Below are 19,302 nucleotides of genomic sequence, written 5' to 3'. Positions count from 1 at the left end.
TGTAAGAGTCGCCGTCGCTGCCGGACGCACCGTCAAACGCCCGCAGACGCCGGTCCACGCCGCGCAAGAAATCGATCCAGCTGCGCAGCGAACGCCTTGCTATCGGACGGGGCATAGGCCGTCGGGCCGCCGGTCGCGACACCTGAGCCGCGGAGCTGATCCATCACGTCTCGCATGGTCAGATGCTCCAGGATGTTCTCGCGGGTAAACCAATTTCCCCGCGGATCGAGGACATACGCTCGCTTATCCAGCGCCGCCGCTGCGAGCGGTATATCGGCGGTAACGATGAGATCGCCAGGCCCGACCAGTTCAACGATTCGATTGTCCGCGGCGTCGAACCCCGCTGGGACCTGCAACGCTTTGATAAAGGGGGAAGGCGGCGTGCGTAGATACCGATTTGCCACCAGCGTCACGCACACCTTGGTACGCCGCGCAGCCCGAAAAAGAATGTCCTTGACAACAACGGGACAGGCATCTGCATCAACCAGCACTTGCATCGCGGCGCTTCCAATGGAACGAGGTGGCGGCCATCATACCGTGTGACGCGAGGCGAAAACGGCTCGTCTCGCAGTCCACCTCAAGAACTCACGCTTTGAATCGTACGGGGCGTCGCCCTCCCCGCCTAACGCCAGGCGCCTATCGCGAACCTTCCTGTTTTGAGCGTTGCAGGACAAATCGCGGCGCCGTGAGCCAGAAGGGGCCAAACAGCCCGAATGAGTCGGCCCGCGCGGGATCCTCTACTTTGTCGAACCGCCCGATTAGGCTTTCTTTCACACCAAAGACAGCGTCTTCGGCCAGGTACGGACAATCGGGGGCGAACACGTGAGTAATCACCGTTTCGTAACCGGGCGCCTGAATGATGAAATGAATGTGGGCCGCACGATTCGGATGCCGGCCGAGCTTCCCGAGCAGCTTACCCACCGGCCCATCGTCCGGAATCGGATAGTCGCGCGGCTTCACCGTCCTGAACCAAAAGCGACCTTGCGCGTCGCTTTGAAACTTGCCGCGCAGGTTGCCGTCGGGCTGCAGGCCCTTTTGCTGAACGTCGTAGAACCCATCGTCGTTGGTCTGCCAAACATCGACGACTGCCCCCTCCACCGGATTGCCTTCGATGTCCGCGACTTCCGCTTGCACGACGAGTGGCTCGCCCTTCCCGTCCAGGCAGATGTTCGCTCCCGACGGCGAGAACGGAACCCCCTCGACGAAGAACGGGCCGAGGATCGTGTTTTCCGTGGCGGCTCCGGGGCGGCGATGGTTGATGGCGTCGACGAGCATTGAGATGCCGAGAACGTCGGAGAGCAGGATGAACTCCTGTCGCCAATCGGTGCACATATGGCCGGTATCGGTGAGGAATCGGATTGCTGCAAGCCACTCCTCATGGGTGGGCCCAATTTCCTTGACCGCCGCGTGCAAATGCTTGACGACGATTTCGGCGATCTGACGCGTTCGCGGATCGACCTCGGTCCCGATCCTGGCGTTGACGATGTCGGCCGAATGCTCTTCATCGAATAACGGAAATGCCGCCTTCCCATGTGCGCTCATGATCCTGCCCCTTGATTTACGCTCAGATCGATCGACGGTGCGTCCCCCAGATAGGCACGCGTGAGGAGCCCATGAAGCTGTGCGCGCTCCAATGGCCGCGGATTCCAGTACGGGTTCGCCAGCGCCAGTTCGACGCATCGGTCGATGCCATCCTCAGGCATGCCGAGCTCCCGTAACCCGCGCGGCGCCCCTATGGCGCGATTGAGGTTGTAAAGCGCCGCCGGCACGTCGTCCACGCCCAATGCATCGCGCAGCCGCGCCATGACCTCCGGTATCGCCGGGGCGTTGTAGGCCAGTGCATGCGGGAGAACCACGGCGTGGGTCTCGGCGTGTGGCATGTCGAAACTGCCGCCCAGCGTATGGCAAAGCTTGTGATGAAGCGACATGCCAACCGCCCCCAAGCAGATGCCGGCAAGCCAGGCACCGTAGAGCGCGCCCGTGCGAGCGGCCCGATCGTGGGGATCGGCGCATATGGCCGGCAGTGCGTTCACGAGTGCGCGAATGCTCTCTAGCGCGAGCACACCGACGATCGGGTTCGCATCGCGCGCGTAAAGCGCCTCGACTGAATGCGCGATCGCATTGACGCCGCTCACGCCGCTCAGGTGCACCGGCAGGTCCATCGACAGATCCACATCGTAGATCACCGTCTCGGGCAAGACTTTCGCGCTACGCTGAGTCGTCTTCACGCCCTGCTTCGTTTCACCGAGGATGGGCGTCATTTCGGACCCTGCATACGTCGTCGGCAAGACGATCTGCGGGAGATCGGTGCGAAGCGCCAACGCTTTGCCCAGGCCCGTGGCGGAACCGCCGCCGATGGCCATGGTGCCGTCGCAACGCAGCTCGCGCGCGAGTGCCAGCGCTTGCTCCGTCACTTCGACGGGCGTATGCATCCGTGCGCCGGCGTACGTGCCTGCATGCAGGTCGCCCAGCTCGCGCGATATCTCCCGTGCAACGCCTTCGTGAGCGGGACCGCAGAGAATGAGCACGCGCGATATGCCGAGTCTCAGCGCTTCGTCGCGCGCGCTCGAGCGCGTGCCCACGCCAAACAACACGCGCATGGGCAACGCTTCATACACAAAAGGTAGGTTAGAGATCATCGCTTTCCCGCTCGTGGTCATCACCCTCGCGCCGCACTTGCAATCGGCTCGTCGGCCTCGCCTTGTCGTGGCTCTTGTCCAGTATCGCTCTTCGTCGCAAACACCACGCAGGCGGCAGCGCCCGCCGCCGCAACGGCGATCGCGGCCAGCATCGCGTTGGAACCGCCGAACACCTGTTGCAGCGCGCCGCCGATGAAGGGGCCGAGAATGGCTCCGAGCCGCCCGATCGCGAGCTCCATCCCGACCGCGGTTGCCCTCATTTGCGTTTCATAGGAGGCCGCCGTGAAATTGTTCAGCACGAATTGCCCACCGATGATACAAAAGCCGGCTACTGCGCTGAACGCGAAATTGGTCCAATGCGTATGAAAGAAGACGAGCGCCAGCACGGAAAACGCCCCTACCGCCCACCACGCGCAAAGCCATTGACGCGGACGATTCGAGCGATCGACGAGGTGACCGCAGACGAGGCCGCCGACGAATGACATGACCTGCATGAGCGCGCCGAATGCAAAGCTCGCGGCGAACGTTTCGCCTCGCGCCTGCATCAGTGTCGGAATCCATCCGGAGAGTCCGAATATGCAAAAGAGGCTCAAGAAGCTCGTGGCACAGATCGCGATAGACTGCCTGCGGTAAGGCACCGCCAGCAATGCGAGCACCGGGGCTCGCGCGAGCGCGCGATGGCGCGCCACGCCGTGGTCACGATATGCCGCGGCCCGATCGGGGCGAAGCTTGCTCAGAATCGCTTTGAGTTCTTCGTCGCGCCCGCCGAGCAGCAGGAATTTCGGCGATTCGGGCAAATAGCGATGGACGAAAGGAATCAGCAAGATCGATAGCGAGCCCACCCAGTAAAGCCCTTGCCAACCCGTGCGAGGGGTCACGAACACCCCCACGATGCCGGCCGCCGCGCCGCCCGCCGCCCAGCCCAGCGCGACGCCCCAGAGCGCGAACGTATTCGCGTTTCGCCGCGGCGCGAGTTCATTGATGTACGTGGTCGAGAGCGGTAGCAGCACCCCGAGGCCGAGGCCTGTCAACACGCGCAGCGTGCAAAAGCTGGTAAAGGAATGGCCCCCGATAGCGGTCAGCACGGAGAAAATCGTCGTGATCCATAAGCCGCCGAGCAGCGTGATACGCCGGCCCCATCGGTCCGCAATCGCTCCATGCACGGCCGCGCCGAGCAGAAAGCCGACGAGGCCGCTCGAGACGAGCATCCCCGCCTGCTGCAACGACAGGCTCCATGGCCCGCGCACGTAGTGAATGACGTAGGCCGGATTGAATGTGTCATAGCCGTCGAACAGCGTCAGCAAGGCCAACAAGATGCCGAGCTTGACGTGCATCCGGCCGACCGGTGCATCCGATAGTTCTTCATGCACGTCGATGACTTCGTCATACATGGTGTCTCACTCCATTTTATGTTTCCGATGCGCGAGCGGCATCGGTCGCGCTTCGGTCGCGCTTCGGTCTCTTCTTGTAGCCCCCTGCCGCAGTGCAGCGGGTGAGCCAGGCATGGGCCGCAAGCAGAAAGCTCGCTGCAGCCGCCCATGGGCTACGCGGCCTGGCCTCGAGTCAAACGTCGCCTAACTTGAAAAGCCGTGCCGCGTTGGTCCGGCCGATCTTGATTCGGTCGTTTTCGCTGATCGATGCGTCGTCGAACCATTGCGCCGCGTGGTCCACGTTTTCGAAGGGCCAGTCCGCCGAAAAGAGGATGCGGTCGGATCCGATCTCGAGCATCGCATCGATCAGCGTTTGGGTGCGGAAGTTGCCCGAAGTCGTCAGCCAGAAATTCGCGCGGAAGTATTCCGCGATGGGCTTCTCGGCGGGGTAGCTCGGTTTCGTCTTCACCCATGCGTTGCGGTTGTCGACACGCCACATGCTATAGGGCAGCCCCTCGCCCATATGGCCCAAAATGATTTTCAAGCGCGGATGCTCGTCGAAGAGTCCCGAGCCCATCATGCGTAGCGCGTGAACCGCCGTCTCCTGACCAAATGCCCACGTCGGGCCAAGCAACCATCGGTGGCCGTCGTAGATCGGTGCATGCGTGGGGAGCGGATTGCGCGGGTGCAGGTAAAACGGCACGTCCAATGCTTCGACCACCGCCCAGAATGGGCGAAACTGCGGCAGATCGTAGTAGAGCACGTCATCACTGCCTTCCGTTTGCGAGAAACCGTTGACGAGGGCTCCGACGAAGCCGAGCTCCTTCACGCAGCGCTCGAGCTCACGGGCCGCGAGCTCGGGCGATTGCATCGGCAGTGCGGCAAACCCTTTGAAGCGATCAGGACGCTTCGCGATCTGCTCGGCAAGAAAGTCGTTCGCCCGCCGGGACAGATCGTAGGCCGCCTTCGTGTCGGGAATGGCCTGCACGGTCGGGGCATTCAGAGAGAGGATCATGACCTCGATGCCGTTTCGATCCATTTCCTCGATACGGCGGCCCTGGATGTCGAGAAGGCGGCTCTTCAACTCGCCCCAGTACGAGGGCGGGACGAACCCTGCCGAATCCTGGACCGTCTCCTCGATGGCAAAGTGCTCTTCCAGCGCGATCTTGCGCGTTGCTTTAAACATCGTCCATGCTCCGTTCGCGTCAATATTGACCCTTGGGCTCGAGTCCGAGCGCCAGCTGCCCGTACATCGTGCCCACGGTGTCCCAATTCATGCTGATGTGCCGGCCCACCGCATTGGCATCTCGCCAAGCGCGTTGGATCGGATTGGCGAGGTCGAGCCCCTGCCCTCCGGTCGACGCATTCAACGCTTCCGTCGCTCGGATGGCGAGCGAGACGGCGAACGCCTGGCCGAGTCGGCTCTTGATTCGCTCTTCGACGGACACGGCCTCGCCGGCGTTGACGGTTGCCTCGCGATCGCGCAGGTCGGCAATGAGAACCCGGCGCGCCGCTTCCGCGCTTGCGGTCGCTTCCGCCACCCGCAATTGGATCGTCGCGAACTCGGCCATGCGGTTTTGCCCGCCGGCAACGGCGCCCCGCGTGACGCGTCGTGCAGTTCGCTCGAGATAGTCCTCGAGCGCGCCTTGGGCAGCGCCCACGGCGACCGATGCCAAGCACGACGGGATGGCGCTCAGCATGGGAATGGAAAATCCGGGATGGTGACGATAGAGCTTCGCGCCGGGCGTCTCGCCGCTTGTCGTCTCGGAAAAGAGAAGCGCCCGATGTGCCGGCACGAATACGTTGTCGAGAACGAGCGTTTTGCTGCCGGTCCCTGCGAGGCCGATGACGTGCCAGGTATCTTCGATCGTGTAATCCGTCTCCGGCACGAGCAGGAACGCCGGCGCCGGCTTCTCGCGGTCACCCTCCGCAGGCAACACGGCGGCGCACAGAGACCACTGTGCGCATTCGCATCCGCTCGCGAAGCTCCAGCGGCCGCTGATCAGATAGCCGCCATCTGTTGCCTGCGCTTGGCACACGGGCGCATAGGAGCCGCAAACGAGCGCATTGGGGTTGGCGGCCCAGACGTCATGTTGAGCTTGGGCGGGAAAGGAACCCACGAGCCACTGGTGCGCTGCGAGCAGCCCCGCCACCCATGCCGTCGATGCACATGATTTCGCCAAGTCGATATTCAGATCGACAAGCCCGGAAAAGTCACCTTCCAAGCCGCCGAAGGCCTTGGGCTTGACGACATCGAAGTACCCCGCGCCGCGCAGCGCCTCGATGATGTCCATCGGAACCCGGCGCTCGGCTTCCACTTGAGCGGCGCGGGCCTTGATCGATGCGGCGAGCCCAGCGATGCGCGTGCGCAGGTTTTCAACCGAGGGACGGTCGACACCGCGCTGCGCGGCCGCCCCTGCTTCTCGTTCTACAACGATCATGGGTCACCTCCAATTGTCAGTTGTGTCGGCGGCTTCGGCGAAGCGGGCACCGCAAAGCCGTTGCGAACCGCCAGATGCGTCTACGATGCGCGCCGTTTGCACTAGCAATAGGCGGCGTTGCGGTAAAGGAGCGGCCGCGCGTCATCACCGAGCATCACGTCGTCCGCACTGCCGATGAAGATCGTGTGTGTGCCGAACGGAATGGCCGCATGTTTTCGGCAAACGATGTTGGCCTGGGCATTCGAGAGGTAGTGCGTGCCCGATCCATGTGTGAGCCACTCGCCTACGGAGAAACGCTCCTCAGGCGACGATGCGCCGCTGAATGCTTTCGACACTTCGGCCTGATCGTGCGTCAACACGTTCACGCAAAAGTGCCGCGCAGACATGAGGATGTCGTGCAAAAAAGTGGATTGGTTGACGCATATGATCATCGATGGAGGATCCATCGAGAGCGAGCTGACCGCGGTCATCGTCATGCCGTGGCGACGATGGCCATCGCTGGCCGTGATGATCGTTACCGTCGATGCGATGCGACGCATCGCAGCACGGAACGACGTGCCGACGGGCGGATGATGTACGGCCAGGGTGTCCATATCGTCTCCTTGATGTCCGGGCCTCGAAGCACCGTGTTGCATTCACTATACTTTCATTTGCAACTGTTTGCAAAGCAAATAATGCGGATGAAACTCTTGCTTTGATAGAATGACGGAATCCTGCGAGAGGTATGCCCCATGTACAAGTTCACCGATTCCTTCCCCTATCTGCTCAATCGCGTCGGCGTGAGGATGGGGGAATTGTTCTCGCGCCGGATCGCGGCATACGGCATCACATTGCCGATGTATCGAGTGATGGCGGCGTTACGAGAGGTGCCCGATCAGCGGCTCAACGACTTGGCGGCCATGACGACGGTCGAGCTGTCCACGCTGTCGCGCCTCATCGGCACGATGGAGAAGATGAAGCTCGTCTCCCGCAGCAGGCTGGAGAACAATGCACGAACAGTCGCGATCAACCTGACGGAAGCCGGCGAAAGGACATTGAAAGAATTGATGCCGATCGCCCGGCATTTCGAGGAAGTGGCGGTAAGCAAGCTTTCGCCGGCAGCGCTGAAAACGCTGAAGAAGACGCTCTCCGACATTTACGATCTGCTCGATATCATCGAAGAGGAAGCGACGGTCGCCGCGGAATGAGTCAGGGGGGCGCCGAGAGCGGTAAACGCAAGAAGGCTGTCGCGAAGAACCCGCGACAGCCTCCCCTCAGCAATCGTGCGAGTCGATTTCGTCAGAACGCCGAACGCCCCACCCGTACATACGCGTCTCGTTCGCCACGATAGGTCGAATCGCTTGCGTTCACCGTCGCACTTGCGCCGCTATGCGACGAACCGGCTTGCACGCCACCGACATCCGGGTTGGCTGCCAACTGCTCGGCGGCGAGCGTTTGGACGCTTTGGCCACGTTGGGAAGCCGGTGCGCCGACTTCCGGGCGGTAGAAAGGCGCCGGGCCAAGGCCGCTGGCAAAAGCCGGGGCAGCCAAAGCGGCGGACGATGCGATCAACAGCGCGGCGATAAGCTTGGTCTTCATGGTGATACCTCCGATGAGTTTTCGTGTCTTTCGGGAAGTGCCAGGAGCCTTGTTTGGCCCTTTGCAGCACTCGGTCTTGAACTTCGATGGAGGCAGTGTAGGGATTCGCGGGCGTGCGACAAAGAGGGTAAAACCGATATCACTTTTCTTCGCGGATGAATAATCGGGCAATGCCATAAGGTAAGCGCCGCCTGTGCAGCAACGTATGCATCATCGGCATGTATGACGTCGAGGTTGCGTCACCACTGATGATGGACGAACGGCGCTATCGTTTCCAGATACATTGCCCGCAGCGTGGCCATTGCAGACTCCGTCAGCGCAGGCACTTCACTGGCCGCGCAATTCGCCTTGGCTTGTTCCGCATTCTTAGCGCCGGGAATGACCGTCGTCACGCCCCGATTCATCAAGATCCAACGTAGCGCGAATTGCGCCATCGTTACGCCTTGCGGAACCAACGAGCGAATTCTGTCGACCGCTTCGAGCGCGACATCATAAGGAACACCCGCAAACGTCTCGCCTTTGTCGAACGCTTGGCCTTCGCGGTTGAAGTTGCGATGGTCATCGGCCGCGAACCTGGTATCGGCTGTCATCTTCCCGGTCAGCAGGCCGGATGCGAGAGGCACGCGGACGATAACAGCAATCCCTCTGTCTTGTGCCTCACGCATGAAAAGGTCCGCCGGCCGCTGCCTGAAGAGGTTGTAAATGATCTGCACGGACTTGACGCCCGGGTACTCGATTGCCTTGAGACCTTCCTCGACTTTCTCCACTGAAACGCCGTAGTGACGGATCTTCCCCGCGGTGACCATGGCGTCCATGGCCTGGAAGACTTCGGGCCGATAGTAGACCTCGGTTGGCGGGCAATGTAGTTGCACGAGCTCGAGACAGTCGGTCTCGAGATTCTTCAACGATCGATCGACGAACGCGTTCAGATTGGCCGCGGTATAGCCCTCTGCGGAATGAGGATCGAGTCGGCGGCCCGCCTTTGTAGCGACGAACGGCCGCGGCCCGCCACGCTCCTTGAGTACTGCCGCGATGATTCGTTCAGAACGCCCATCGCCGTACACATCGGCGGTGTCGATAAACGTTGTACCGCTGTCTAGGGCCGCATGCAGCGCGGCCTTGGCGTCGCTTTCCGAAACATCGCCCCACGAGCCCCCGATCGCCCAGGCGCCAAACCCGATCTCGGAAACCGCCTGTCCTGTCTGCCCAAATGGTCGTTGATTCACTTTCTATCCTCCTTCATGGCATGAGTTGTCCGCCGTTTACCTCGATGACCTGACCGGTGATGTACCCTGACAATGTGGGGGATGCCAGAAAGAGGAATGCGCCGACGCATTCCTCGGGCGAACCTGCTCTCCCCATGGGTATCGAGGCGGTTTGCGATGCCCAGACATCGGGCGGCGTGTATTTGTCATGGAACGGCGTCTGAATCAGTCCGGGCGCCACGGCGTTGACGCGAATTCCATCGCTCACGAATTCCTTCGCTTGGCCGCGCGTCAAGCTGCTGACGAAGCTTTTCGTGGCCGCATAGAGCACGGCGCCGGCGCCGCCACCTGTGCGCGCGGCGACCGACGAGGTGTTGATGATGTAGCCGCCGTTTTTTTTCAGAAACGGATAGGCAGCCAATGTCGCGTCCCATACCGAACGGGCGTTGAGGTTCACGACCTGATCGAAATGACCTTCAGGCGTCTCCGTCGTCCTGATCCGCCCCAACATGCCACCGGCGTTGTTGATGAGCCCATCGAGTCCGCCAAGCAGGTCGGCCGCCGCCTGCACGACCCGTAACGCGCCGCCAGGTTCTCTCATGTCGCCTCGAATGAGGCGGATCCGCTCCGGCGATTCGGCGCGCAGCGCCTGCGCTTGCGCGTCGCTCTCGTAGTAATGGGCGACAACGTGGGCGCCCTGTGCGGCAAACGCGCGGACGACCGCTGCGCCGATTCCCGTCGATCCGCCGGTGACGAGAACCTTCGTGCCGTTCAGATCGCCAATTCGCATGTGCTCGAAACTTGACATCACATTCTCCGCAAAAGATCGCATCACGGGGCTCACGAGCCGTGCACCGCTGTGACATTCACCGGATAGAATGATTGCACGGAGTAGAATGAATCAAATTCACTGTCCTGCTGAACCGCATTCATCTTGGCAAAAACGGAACGAATCGACTTCGCCGACCTGAAGTCATTCCTGACGATCGTGAGGTGCCGCAGCTTTCGGCTCGCTGCGATCGAACTGGGACAAACGCCGTCCGCTGTGAGCCATGCGATGCGCCGACTGGAAGATCGTCTCGGCACGAAGCTACTGAACAGGACCAGCCGAGCGGTTTCGGCCACGGCCGTCGGTCGTGAATTGGCCGCGCGGCTGGAAGACGGCTTCAACCAGATCGGCGCCGCGCTCGAAACGCTCGAAGCGCCTGGCGCCGCTCGACTCGGAGAGATTCGACTCAACGTCTTTGCCGATGCGGCCCACTTGCTCGTTGCGCCTGCGCTCCCGGAGTTCGTGCGTCGATGTCCTGACGTGCGGCTGACAGTCGTCGTCGAGGACCGTCCCATCGACATCGTGGCCGAGGGCTACGATGCGGGGATTCGATATGGTCATTATGTCCCGGAAGACATGGTCGCCGTACCGCTTACCGGGCCCCAGCGATGGGTCATGGCCGCTTCGCCCGGCTACATCGAACGGCACGGCGTGCCTCGACGCCTCAATGACCTGGCCAACCACACCTGTCTACAGCTTCTGCTCGGTGACAATTCGGGCTACCGGTGGGAATTGAACGAGGGGGGAGCGGCGCGCCGTCTGCGAGTGCCCGGTTTGCTCACGATCAACGATACGACGACCACCATCAGTGCGTGCAAGGCGGGGCTGGGAATTGCCTACCTACTGGAGGCCCGCATCGCCGACGAATTGGCGTGCGGTGAGATGCAGATCGTCTTGAAAAAGCATGCCTACCCTGAGGACCCGTTCCACCTCTACTACAGCAGTCGCCGTTACAACCACCCTGCCCTTCGAACGTTGATCAATATCATCCGGGAACAGCAGTTCCTGCCGCCGCTCGCGGCGCACGCTGGCAGGAACGACTGATGTGTTGGCCGGTTTGTCTGTAGACCGGATCGATCCAATCATTAGAATGAGCCCCATCCCAGACGTCGATCAAGCTGCGGGGCTCACTGCTGCCGGCATGGCTCGCGCGTGCAAAAAACCGGAGGTAGATGCGATGCTTCGCCCGTCGGACGCGCAAGCTGCGATGGCAGCTTGAGCCTTGAGCGCGAGACGCGGCTACGCCGTTCGCGACTCCGCACGCGCGCCGCGACGGCGCGCGATACGCGTTCTGTTGGCGCTCGCCGCGCTCCTCGTCATAGGCGCCGCGCCCGCCTGGGCCCAGGCGTATCGCGACGTGCAGCCGTCCGCTCCGCCCGCCGCCGCGCGCCCAAGCTCGCCACCGGTGCCGCCCGCCGCCGCGGATGGCTCGCAGCGGATTGCCGTCGACAGGCTGCGCAGCCTCACGTTCGTCGCCGACGCTGCCACCGTGACGACGGACGGCCACGCGTCCAACCAAGTCGCCGGCGGCGCGATCACGGCGACGCGTCTGCCCTTGCTCGACGCGTCGTTTCTCGAGCGTTTTGCCGCGGACATTGGCAAGCCGTTGACGTTTGCGCGCCTCGCCGAGATACGCCGCGCTACCGTTCAGCGCTATCGAGATGCCGGCGAGCCGCTCGTCGATGTCTATACGCCCGAGCAGGACGTCACGGCCGGCGACGTCACGATCGTCGTTGCGCGCTTCCATGTCGGCGAGGTCACGGCGCGCGGCAACCGCTATTTCTCGGACACATTGCTGACCCGGGAAATGCCGTTGACGCCGGGTGGGACGATTCGTGAGGGCGACGTCTCGTTGGGGCTGGCGATACTGAATGCGAACCCATACCGCAGCGTGGACGTGATCTACAAGCCGGGCTCGGGTACTGATTCGACCGACGTCGTCCTTCAGACACAGGACCGCTTCCCGTTGCGAGTCAGTGCGGGCTACGACAACGGAGGCGTCCCGCAACTGGGCCGCGACCGCTTTTTCGCGGGAATCGATTACGGAAATCTGTTTGGGCTCGATCAGCAGATCAACTACCAAGTCACCGCGAGCAGCGACGTGTTCGGCGGCAATCCGGACATCGAGGGCCGGCCGGACCGTCCTCGGCTCGTCGCGCATGCATTGAGCTACAGCGCGCCGTTACCGTGGTTCGACCGCGTGGAATTGTTCGGTATGTATGCGCAGAGCACGCCGCGGATGCCGGACAACTTCGGCCAGACCGGCATTTCGGCACAGTTGAGCGCACGCTACGATTGGCCGCTCCCGTCGCTCGGCCGTTGGCAACAGCAGGTGCAGTTCGGCTACGACTTCAAGCGTTCGAACAACGACCTCGAATTCGGTGGCTTCCAAGTGTTCAACTCCAACACGCACATCCACCAATTCTCCGTCGCGTGGAGCGTGAATCGTGGCGACGCGTCAGGCACGACGAGCGGGAACGCGATCCTCGTGTTCAGCCCCGGCCACCTCGACGGCAGCGACAGCGACGCCGCGTTCGAGGCGGCCCGTTCGGGCGCGACCTCACGCTATACGTACCTGCAGCTGTCGGGCCAGCGCGATATGCAGATCGGCGCAGGCTTCACGTGGTGGGCGCACGGCATCGTGCAATGGACGCCCGATACGCTGCTGCCCAGCGAAGCGCTCGCCCTTGGCGGCGAAGCGAGTGTACGCGGGTACGACCCATACGTCGTGCTCGGCGACCGCGGCTGGAACGCGCAAACCGAACTGCGCGCGCCGCCCTTCGTGTTCGGCGCAAGCAGTGCCGCTTTGCAGCCGTTCGTATTCGTCGACGCGGGACATGCATGGAACAGGGGCAACGAGCCCTCAGAACCGAACAACGGCATGCTCCTGAGCCTCGGCGTGGGTCTGCGATTCCAGTTCTCACGCTACGTCAATTTGCGCGCGACCTGGGGTGTGCCGCTGCGGCCGGCCGTGCCGAACGGCTCCACGGCCCCGATGGGATTGCTGTACCTCGTGGTTGGAACCTGAAAGGGATGCTGGCGACAGCGACGCCGATAGGGCGCTTGCGAATGAGCAACATGGCGGGCACGCTTATGTGGGGTCATAATACGCATCACTTCCAGTCGATGTCCAAGGAAACCATCTGTCGGGATTGCTAACCCGCGCGGTGGGCCCGCTACGCCGCTTCGATCGCATCGCCCCGGCGCAGCTCCCGCACGACCCCGTGTTTGCGGATGGTTTTCAACCACGTGAAATGACCGAATCCGCCGATGTCCGTTTCCTCCTGACGATTCAGCAGAACGGCAGTCTCATCGCTGCCGCCCGCAGGCTTGGCCTCACACCCTCTGCGGTGTCTCAGCGCCTGCAGCAGCTCGAAAAGAAGCTCGGCACACGGTTGGTCGACAGGACCGCGCGCAAGCTGACCTTCACGGAGGAAGGCACGCTCCTGTGCCTGCGCGGATCCGAGTTGGTTCAACAATTCGACACCTTGCTGGAGGACCTGCAAGTCCTTCACGGAGGCTTGGTTGGCCCATTGAAGGTCAACGCACCGCTCGGTTTTGGTCGCCGCTATGTGGCCTCGGCCGTCGCTGAATTTCAGCGGGAAAACCCGGCCGTCGATGTCGCGTTGACGCTGTCGGATGAGCCGCTGACCGAAACGGCCGACCGATTCGATGTCGTGGTACACATCGGCGAGTTGCGTGCATCCAATCTCGTGGGCCATGCGATTGCGCCGAACGGGCGATTCTTGTGCGCATCCCCTGCTTTCGTCAAACGCTTCGGCTCTCCCGATGCGCCCGACGACCTTGCCCGATTGCCGTGCATCATCCTTCGCGAGAACAAGGAAGATGTCTCGCTTTGGCATTTCAGCAAGGGTAAAACCAGTCGCAGCGTCCGGGTTGCCTCGAAGCTGAGCTGTAACGATGGCGACGTGATTCGCCGCTGGGCATGCGAGGGCAGAGGCATCATCCTTCGTTCCGAATGGGATGTCGCGGACGACATTCGGCGAGGCTCGCTGGTCAGACTGCTGCCCGGATGGAAGGCGCCGGACGCCAATGTCATTGCGTTGACGCACAACCGCGCCGGCTTGCCGAGAAGAACGCGCGATTTCATGCAGTACCTGCAAGCTCGCTTCAGGCCGGTCCCGCCTTGGCGAGCCTGAGAGCTCGTTATCCGCGGCCAAAGACGGCGTTGGCCCGGGTAGATAGACGCTCCGAGTTCGAGCTACTCGAAGTTAAAAAGCGCTTAATGATTGAGTTAATCTGCCTTAACTGACGGTGAGTCGTCAAAACCTATAATCGAATCCACCTCTGGATTCCGATCATCAAGGCTATTGTCGTGGCAGACTCCTCGCCCCCTCCCCACTATCCAAAAGCGGTCCTCTTCGATCTGCTAACCGCACTGCTCGATTCATGGTCACTTTGGAATCGCTGCGCAGGATCCGACGATGGCGGCCGAGCCTGGCGTGCCGAGTATCTACGGCTTACCTATGGCTGTGGTAGATACATTGAATACGAAGCGCTGGTGAGACAGGCCGCGAAACGGGTTGGCCTTCCTTCGTTCGCGCCGGATGCGCTCGAGGCGAACTGGCTCGAGCTCGCTCCCTGGGAGGAAGCCTTGACTGTGCTGCAGCAACTGCAGCCACATTGCAAGCTCGCCGTCGTCACGAATTGCTCTAATCGGCTCGGAAAACGAGCGGCTGCGCTTTTGCGCGTGCAATGGGACGCTGTAGTCACCGCGGAAGAAGCCGGTACCTACAAGCCCGATCCTCGCCCCTACCACCTTGCGCTTGAGCGATTGAACGTCTCGCCTGAAGAGGCCGTGTTCGTCGCGGGCTCCGGTTACGACATGTTCGGTACCGCCGCGGTCGGGTTGCGGACGTACTGGCACAACCGAATTGGCTTGCCGCTGGTCTCCGGCGCGCAGGCACCCGAGATCGAATCGCCCACACTCGATGCGCTCGTAGCGTGGACGAGCCACTTCGGCGCCGGAATTCAACAATGACACTCGAACCTATGACGCTCGACTTGCTGGACACACCCGCGGCGATCATGGACGTATCCCGGATGCAGCGAAACATCGCGTCGATGCAGAAGCGAATGAATGCCCTCGGCGTGAAATTCCGGCCACACGTGAAGACTTCGAAGTGCCTCAATGTCGTGGAGGCGCAAGTCTCCGCCGGCGCACGCGGAATTACCGTTTCCACGCTGAAAGAAGCCGAGAACTTCTTCGCCGCGGGGATCACCGATATTCTTTACGCCGTCAGTATCGCTCCGTCGAAGCTCTGGCGCGCGGCGGCGCTCAGAAAGCGCGGATGCGACCTTAAGATCACAGTCGACAATGCCAGTGCGGCTACTGCAATCGTCGAGTTCGCTCGAACGCAGCGCGATCCGCTCGAAGTGTGGATCGAGATCGACACCGACGGTCATCGCTCCGGCACCAAGCCCGAAGACGATGCGCTGCTCGACATTGGCCGGATTTTGCAGGCGGGTGCAGTCAAGGTCGGTGGCGTCATGACGCATGCGGGCTCGAGCTACGAACTCAACACGCGAGAAGCGCTAACGGCACTCGCCGAGCAGGAACGCGCCGGCTGCGTGCGTGCGGCACAACGCCTGCGGTCGACAGGCATTGCGTGTGAAACCGTCAGCATCGGGTCGACGCCTACTGCGCTGGCCGCAACGAACCTTGATGGCGTCACCGAAGTTCGCGCGGGCGTTTATGCGTTTTTCGATCTCGTCATGCACAATATCGGCGTGTGTGCGATCGAGGACATCGCGCTCAGCGTGCTCACGACGGTCATCGGCCATCAGCAGGACAAGGGCTGGGTGATCGTGGATGCGGGGTGGATGGCAATGAGTCGTGATCGCGGGACGTCAAAGCAATCGCACGATTTCGGCTACGGATTGCCCTGCGCTCTCGATGGCACTCCGCTCGACGGTTACATGCTGATCGGTGCTAATCAGGAGCACGGCATTCTGGCCAGGGCTCGCCCTGAACATACGGCGGATCGGGGCGACGTCGCACTCCGCTTTCCTGTCGGAACCCGACTACGTATCCTGCCGAATCACGCCTGCGCAACCGGCGCGCAATTCCCTCAATACCATGCCTTGGAATTGAGCGGGCACCTTACCGAGTGGGGTCGCTTTCATGGCTGGTGAAACTCGTTCGAATGCATCCGTTCATCCTCCGGTGCCCGGCTTGTCATCACCTGGCGGCCACTATAGCCACGTGACGGTCGCGAACGGCTTCGTGTTCGTCGCTGGCCAACTCCCCGTTACCGCTGCCGGCGTCAAATTGAGGAAGCGATTAAGCGATCCATATCGAGCTCACTCACGCTCGCGGCCGACTATCGAGCGGCATTCCAAACGTCCGGACCACGAAGTCGACGAAGCTGCGCAGCTTCGGGGTCGGCCGCCGGTCGGGCGCCAACAGCAGATGCATCGGCCGGGACGGCGGCTCGTAATCCGGCAGCACCTTCACGAGCCGGCCTGACGCCAGATCGCCTCGCAGCATGTCGCACGGCTGCAGGATGATGCCGAGCCCTTCGATAGCGGCTTCGCGCAACGCCTGCCCATTGTTGATCGACATCCGGCTTTTGACGCTCACTGCTTGCGTGCCATGCGCGCCCGTGAACTCCCATACGCTATCCGCGGGCCGCGTCCAGTATGCGAAGCCGAGACACTCGTGCGCCGCCAGGTCAGCGGGATGTTGCGGGGTGCCGCGCTCGCTCAGGTAAGCCGGCGACGCGCATGCGACCAGCCGGTAAGGCGCCAGCGGCCGCGCGATCAACCGCGAATCGGGTAGCGGCGCGATGCGGATCACCGCTTCGTAGCCTTCGTCGATCATGTCGACGACGCGATCGGTCAGTGTCACATCGGCGCTCACCTCCGGATGCTCGCGCAGATACAGCGCAAGCATCGGTATCAGGCTGTAAGTGCCGAAGCTGACCGGCGCATTCAGCCTCAGCTTGCCACGCGGCACCGCCTGCAGATTGTCGGCGAGCGCCTCGGCGGCTTCGACTTCCGCGAGCACGGCCTTGCTGCGCTCGTAGAACGCCCGCCCCGCTTCTGTCAGGCTCTGGCGCCGCGTCGTCCGGTTGATCAATTGCATGCCGAAGCTCGCTTCCAGAAAGCGGATGTGCTTGCCGATCAATTGCGACGATAGCCCGAGCGCCACGCCGGTCGCCGCGAACGACCCGGTCTCGGCCGCCTTGACGAAAATCGCCATGCTGGTGAGTCGATCCATGATCAGGGTGATTAGAAACAAACCGTTTCGAGAGATCGATCGATTGCGCCATTTATCGCGCAGTCGGCTCTAATTATATTGAGGCTGCCCATCACTCGCTGGAGGTCGAATCATGTCGCGTATCGTGCGTTTCCATCAAAAGGGCGGTCCCGAAGTGCTGAAGATCGAGGAAGTCGAGGTGCCGCCGCCGGGCCCCGGCGAGATTGCGGTAGCAATCAAGGCACTCGGCCTGAATCGCGCCGAGTCGATGTTTCGCTCCGGTCCGTATGTCGAAGAGCCGGAGTTTCCCGCGCGGCTCGGCTACGAAGCCGCGGGCGTCGTCAAGGCGCTCGGCCGCGACGTGACGAATGTCGCCGTCGGCGATGCGGTCAGCATCATTCCGCCGTTGTCGATTACACGCTGGGGTGCTTATGGCGAGCTAGCGAACTTCCCGGCCGAACTGGCGGTCAAGCACCCGGCCTCGCTGAGCTGGGAAGAGGCCGCGGCAACCTGGATGCAATACGTGACTGCGTACGGCGCACTCATCGATATCGCTCGTCTCAAGCAAGGAGAAGCCGTCATCGTCGCGGCGGCATCGAGCAGCGTGGGGCTCGCCGCGATTCAGATCGCGAAGATCGTCGGCGCGACGGCCATCGCGACTACCCGAACGCACGCGAAACGCGACGCGCTCCTGACATTTGGCGCCGACCATGTGATCCTCACGCAAGAGGAAGACCTCGTCGCACGCGTCGCGCAGATTACCGGCGGCGCCGGTGCGCGCGTGGCATTCGATCCAGTCGGCGGCCCGGCGCTGGAACGGCTCGCGGAGGCGCTTTCGGTGGGAGGCATCATTTTCGAGTACGGGGCACTCAGTGCGGAGCCCACGCCGTTCCCGCTCTTCCCGGTGTTGGCGAAGATGCTGACGGTGCACGGCTACCAGTACAAGGAAATCGTGGGAGACGCCGAACGACTCGAAAAAGCGAAGCGCTTTATTCTCGACGGGCTGACGTCGGGTAAGCTGAGGCCGACGATCGATCGAACGTTCACCCTCGATCAGATCGTGGACGCGCACCGCTACCTCGAGTCCAATCAGCAGTTCGGGAAGATTGTCGTGACGGTGTGACGCTGCATGCGATGCGTCGGCCCGGCAACACACACGTTGCCGGGTAAGCCTGTTGCCTGCATGCGAGCGTTTCAACCCAGTCCGAACGATTTTCTCAAGCTTGCATCGACGGGGCCGGCCGGCATGAAACGCCGCAATTTGCTCAAGAGCGATGCCTGCCCTGCCGGCGTGCGACGCATGCGCCAACTGCCGAGCGCCGCTTCGACGATCGCGTTTGCCACGCCGCCGGGCTCGGGTGCGCTTTTGACACTGCCCACGACAGCGTTTGAAGCAAGTGCGCGCTCGCGATCATAGTCGGCGATCTTTGAGCTTGCTTGAGGCGCGTTGATGTCCAGATTGGTCCTGGTAAACGATGGCTCGACCAGTGTCGCGCGGATACCGAACTGACGCACCTCATGGTCCAGCGATTCGGTCAGCCCCTCGACGGCATGCTTGGATGCCGAATACAGCCCCATGTAGGGGGCCGGGAGAAAACCGAGCACGGAACTGACATTGACGATCCTTCCGCTGCGCCGTGCTCGCATGTGAGGAAGTACCGCCTGCGCCGTGCGCAGGATGCTCAAGACATTGGTATCGAATAGAGACGCGGCCTCGGCTGTCGCCGTTTCTTCCACCGCGCCGGTCAGGCTCATTCCCGCATTGTTGACAAGCACGTCGATTCGCTTGGCTCGATCGATGATGGATTGAATTCCGGCCTTGACGGAAGCGTCGTCGCGAACGTCCATCTCGACGAGTTCGACACCAGGCAATGGAGCAGCCTTGGCGATGTTGCGCACGGTTCCAAATACGCGGCAACCCCGCTTGGCAAACTTCTCGGCTGCAGCGCGTCCAATACCCGATGACACACCGGTCACAACGACAACAGTGGAATTCGACATAGCGGTTCCCCTTGATA

General features: G+C 62.1%; 19 protein-coding genes and 1 pseudogene. 8 read left to right on the top strand and 12 right to left on the bottom strand.

Annotated features, from left to right (window positions below; translation table 11 throughout):
* Nucleotides 1-32 precede the first annotated feature (32 nt).
* The 7 genes from AB4Y31_RS03265 to AB4Y31_RS03235 all read right to left on the bottom strand — a co-directional run bounded on the left by AB4Y31_RS03265 (nt 33) and on the right by AB4Y31_RS03235 (nt 7,043).
* Nucleotides 33-497, bottom strand: a complete 465-nt coding sequence (locus tag AB4Y31_RS03265) for a YaiI/YqxD family protein (protein ID WP_368672686.1) — start codon at nt 495-497, stop codon at nt 33-35.
* A 139-nt stretch (nt 498-636) separates the two neighbouring features.
* Nucleotides 637-1,542: an intradiol ring-cleavage dioxygenase gene (locus AB4Y31_RS03260; protein WP_368672685.1), complete on the bottom strand. Its 906-nt coding sequence runs from the start codon at nt 1,540-1,542 to the stop codon at nt 637-639.
* A complete protein-coding gene (locus tag AB4Y31_RS03255; protein WP_368672684.1) occupies nt 1,539-2,639 on the bottom strand; it encodes a maleylacetate reductase in 1,101 nt (366 codons plus the stop codon). Before AB4Y31_RS03255 ends, AB4Y31_RS03260 begins: the two co-directional genes overlap by 4 nt.
* A 20-nt stretch (nt 2,640-2,659) precedes the next feature.
* Entirely contained in the window at nt 2,660-4,030 is a 1,371-nt protein-coding gene (locus AB4Y31_RS03250) for an MFS transporter (RefSeq protein WP_368672683.1), read from the bottom strand.
* A 172-nt stretch (nt 4,031-4,202) separates the two neighbouring features.
* Nucleotides 4,203-5,195, bottom strand: a complete 993-nt coding sequence (locus tag AB4Y31_RS03245) for an amidohydrolase family protein (RefSeq protein WP_368672682.1) — start codon at nt 5,193-5,195, stop codon at nt 4,203-4,205.
* A 19-nt stretch (nt 5,196-5,214) separates the two neighbouring features.
* Nucleotides 5,215-6,450, bottom strand: coding sequence for an acyl-CoA dehydrogenase family protein (locus AB4Y31_RS03240; protein ID WP_368672681.1), 1,236 nt, complete (start codon nt 6,448-6,450; stop codon nt 5,215-5,217).
* A 101-nt stretch (nt 6,451-6,551) separates the two neighbouring features.
* Nucleotides 6,552-7,043, bottom strand: a complete 492-nt coding sequence (locus AB4Y31_RS03235) for a flavin reductase family protein (RefSeq protein WP_368672680.1) — start codon at nt 7,041-7,043, stop codon at nt 6,552-6,554.
* A 138-nt stretch (nt 7,044-7,181) separates the two neighbouring features.
* On the opposite strand from AB4Y31_RS03235, the gene AB4Y31_RS03230 reads away from it, so the two are divergent.
* Nucleotides 7,182-7,637 carry a MarR family winged helix-turn-helix transcriptional regulator gene (locus tag AB4Y31_RS03230; RefSeq protein WP_368672679.1) on the top strand — a complete coding sequence of 152 codons (456 nt, stop codon included), beginning with the start codon at nt 7,182-7,184 and terminating at the stop codon, nt 7,635-7,637.
* A gap of 91 nt (nt 7,638-7,728) precedes the next feature.
* Here AB4Y31_RS03230 and AB4Y31_RS03225 read toward each other — a convergent pair whose 3' ends face one another.
* The 3 genes from AB4Y31_RS03225 to AB4Y31_RS03215 all read right to left on the bottom strand — a co-directional run bounded on the left by AB4Y31_RS03225 (nt 7,729) and on the right by AB4Y31_RS03215 (nt 10,041).
* Nucleotides 7,729-8,028, bottom strand: coding sequence for a hypothetical protein (locus tag AB4Y31_RS03225; RefSeq protein WP_368673437.1), 300 nt, complete (start codon nt 8,026-8,028; stop codon nt 7,729-7,731).
* A gap of 239 nt (nt 8,029-8,267) precedes the next feature.
* Complete coding sequence (locus tag AB4Y31_RS03220; protein ID WP_368672678.1) at nt 8,268-9,254, bottom strand: aldo/keto reductase; 987 nt, start codon at nt 9,252-9,254, stop codon at nt 8,268-8,270.
* 13 nt (nt 9,255-9,267) lie between these two features.
* Nucleotides 9,268-10,041 (bottom strand): SDR family NAD(P)-dependent oxidoreductase, encoded by a 774-nt coding sequence (locus AB4Y31_RS03215; RefSeq protein ID WP_368672677.1) that lies wholly within the window; start codon nt 10,039-10,041, stop codon nt 9,268-9,270.
* Nucleotides 10,042-10,167: 126 nt separating this feature from the next.
* Between AB4Y31_RS03215 and AB4Y31_RS03210 the strand changes: the two genes are divergently transcribed.
* The 6 genes and pseudogenes from AB4Y31_RS03210 to AB4Y31_RS03185 all read left to right on the top strand — a co-directional run.
* Nucleotides 10,168-11,106: a LysR family transcriptional regulator gene (locus tag AB4Y31_RS03210; protein ID WP_368672676.1), complete on the top strand. Its 939-nt coding sequence runs from the start codon at nt 10,168-10,170 to the stop codon at nt 11,104-11,106.
* A 178-nt stretch (nt 11,107-11,284) separates the two neighbouring features.
* Nucleotides 11,285-13,090: a ShlB/FhaC/HecB family hemolysin secretion/activation protein gene (locus AB4Y31_RS03205; protein ID WP_368672675.1), complete on the top strand. Its 1,806-nt coding sequence runs from the start codon at nt 11,285-11,287 to the stop codon at nt 13,088-13,090.
* A gap of 226 nt (nt 13,091-13,316) precedes the next feature.
* Nucleotides 13,317-14,222 carry a LysR family transcriptional regulator gene (locus AB4Y31_RS03200; protein WP_368672674.1) on the top strand — a complete coding sequence of 302 codons (906 nt, stop codon included), beginning with the start codon at nt 13,317-13,319 and terminating at the stop codon, nt 14,220-14,222.
* Nucleotides 14,223-14,398: 176 nt separating this feature from the next.
* Nucleotides 14,399-15,064 (top strand): HAD-IA family hydrolase, encoded by a 666-nt coding sequence (locus tag AB4Y31_RS03195; protein ID WP_368672673.1) that lies wholly within the window; start codon nt 14,399-14,401, stop codon nt 15,062-15,064.
* Nucleotides 15,065-15,075: 11 nt separating this feature from the next.
* Nucleotides 15,076-16,218 (top strand): DSD1 family PLP-dependent enzyme, encoded by a 1,143-nt coding sequence (locus AB4Y31_RS03190; protein WP_368673436.1) that lies wholly within the window; start codon nt 15,076-15,078, stop codon nt 16,216-16,218.
* Nucleotides 16,208-16,357: pseudogene (locus tag AB4Y31_RS03185) on the top strand (RidA family protein); the annotation flags it as partial. The gene AB4Y31_RS03190 and the pseudogene AB4Y31_RS03185, both read left to right, overlap by 11 nt.
* Nucleotides 16,358-16,390: 33 nt before the next feature.
* On the opposite strand, the gene AB4Y31_RS03180 reads toward AB4Y31_RS03185, so the two are convergent.
* Nucleotides 16,391-17,305: a LysR substrate-binding domain-containing protein gene (locus AB4Y31_RS03180; protein ID WP_368672672.1), complete on the bottom strand. Its 915-nt coding sequence runs from the start codon at nt 17,303-17,305 to the stop codon at nt 16,391-16,393.
* 112 nt (nt 17,306-17,417) lie between these two features.
* Here AB4Y31_RS03180 and AB4Y31_RS03175 point away from each other — a divergent pair, with 112 nt between their 5' ends.
* On the top strand, nt 17,418-18,407 hold the full coding sequence (locus AB4Y31_RS03175; protein ID WP_368672671.1) for a zinc-dependent alcohol dehydrogenase family protein: 990 nt from the start codon (nt 17,418-17,420) through the stop codon (nt 18,405-18,407).
* Nucleotides 18,408-18,478: 71 nt separating this feature from the next.
* On the opposite strand, the gene AB4Y31_RS03170 is transcribed toward AB4Y31_RS03175, so the two are convergent.
* Entirely contained in the window at nt 18,479-19,285 is an 807-nt protein-coding gene (locus AB4Y31_RS03170) for an oxidoreductase (protein WP_368672670.1), read from the bottom strand.
* Between the last annotated feature and the right edge of the window lie 17 nt (nt 19,286-19,302).

The sequence above is a fragment of the Trinickia sp. EG282A genome (assembly GCF_040965455.1).
GTDB lineage: Bacteria > Pseudomonadota > Gammaproteobacteria > Burkholderiales > Burkholderiaceae > Trinickia > Trinickia symbiotica.
Note: the sequence above shows the minus strand (reverse complement) of the source record. Positions and strands in the feature narration are given on the sequence as shown.

Excerpts from the sequence above, each read along its gene's own strand:
- AB4Y31_RS03265 (WP_368672686.1), bottom strand. The coding sequence starts at position 497 with ATGCAAGTGCTGGTTGATGCAGATGCCTGTCCCGTTGTTGTCAAGGAC.
- AB4Y31_RS03260 (WP_368672685.1), bottom strand. The coding sequence starts at position 1,542 with ATGAGCGCACATGGGAAGGCGGCATTTCCGTTATTCGATGAAGAGCAT.
- AB4Y31_RS03255 (WP_368672684.1), bottom strand. The coding sequence starts at position 2,639 with ATGATCTCTAACCTACCTTTTGTGTATGAAGCGTTGCCCATGCGCGTG.
- AB4Y31_RS03250 (WP_368672683.1), bottom strand. The coding sequence starts at position 4,030 with ATGTATGACGAAGTCATCGACGTGCATGAAGAACTATCGGATGCACCG.
- AB4Y31_RS03245 (WP_368672682.1), bottom strand. The coding sequence starts at position 5,195 with ATGTTTAAAGCAACGCGCAAGATCGCGCTGGAAGAGCACTTTGCCATC.
- AB4Y31_RS03240 (WP_368672681.1), bottom strand. The coding sequence starts at position 6,450 with ATGATCGTTGTAGAACGAGAAGCAGGGGCGGCCGCGCAGCGCGGTGTC.
- AB4Y31_RS03235 (WP_368672680.1), bottom strand. The coding sequence starts at position 7,043 with ATGGACACCCTGGCCGTACATCATCCGCCCGTCGGCACGTCGTTCCGT.
- AB4Y31_RS03230 (WP_368672679.1), top strand. The coding sequence starts at position 7,182 with ATGTACAAGTTCACCGATTCCTTCCCCTATCTGCTCAATCGCGTCGGC.
- AB4Y31_RS03225 (WP_368673437.1), bottom strand. The coding sequence starts at position 8,028 with ATGAAGACCAAGCTTATCGCCGCGCTGTTGATCGCATCGTCCGCCGCT.
- AB4Y31_RS03215 (WP_368672677.1), bottom strand. The coding sequence starts at position 10,041 with ATGTCAAGTTTCGAGCACATGCGAATTGGCGATCTGAACGGCACGAAG.
- AB4Y31_RS03200 (WP_368672674.1), top strand. The coding sequence starts at position 13,317 with ATGACCGAATCCGCCGATGTCCGTTTCCTCCTGACGATTCAGCAGAAC.
- AB4Y31_RS03190 (WP_368673436.1), top strand. The coding sequence starts at position 15,076 with ATGACGCTCGACTTGCTGGACACACCCGCGGCGATCATGGACGTATCC.
- AB4Y31_RS03180 (WP_368672672.1), bottom strand. The coding sequence starts at position 17,305 with ATGGATCGACTCACCAGCATGGCGATTTTCGTCAAGGCGGCCGAGACC.
- AB4Y31_RS03175 (WP_368672671.1), top strand. The coding sequence starts at position 17,418 with ATGTCGCGTATCGTGCGTTTCCATCAAAAGGGCGGTCCCGAAGTGCTG.
- AB4Y31_RS03170 (WP_368672670.1), bottom strand. The coding sequence starts at position 19,285 with ATGTCGAATTCCACTGTTGTCGTTGTGACCGGTGTGTCATCGGGTATT.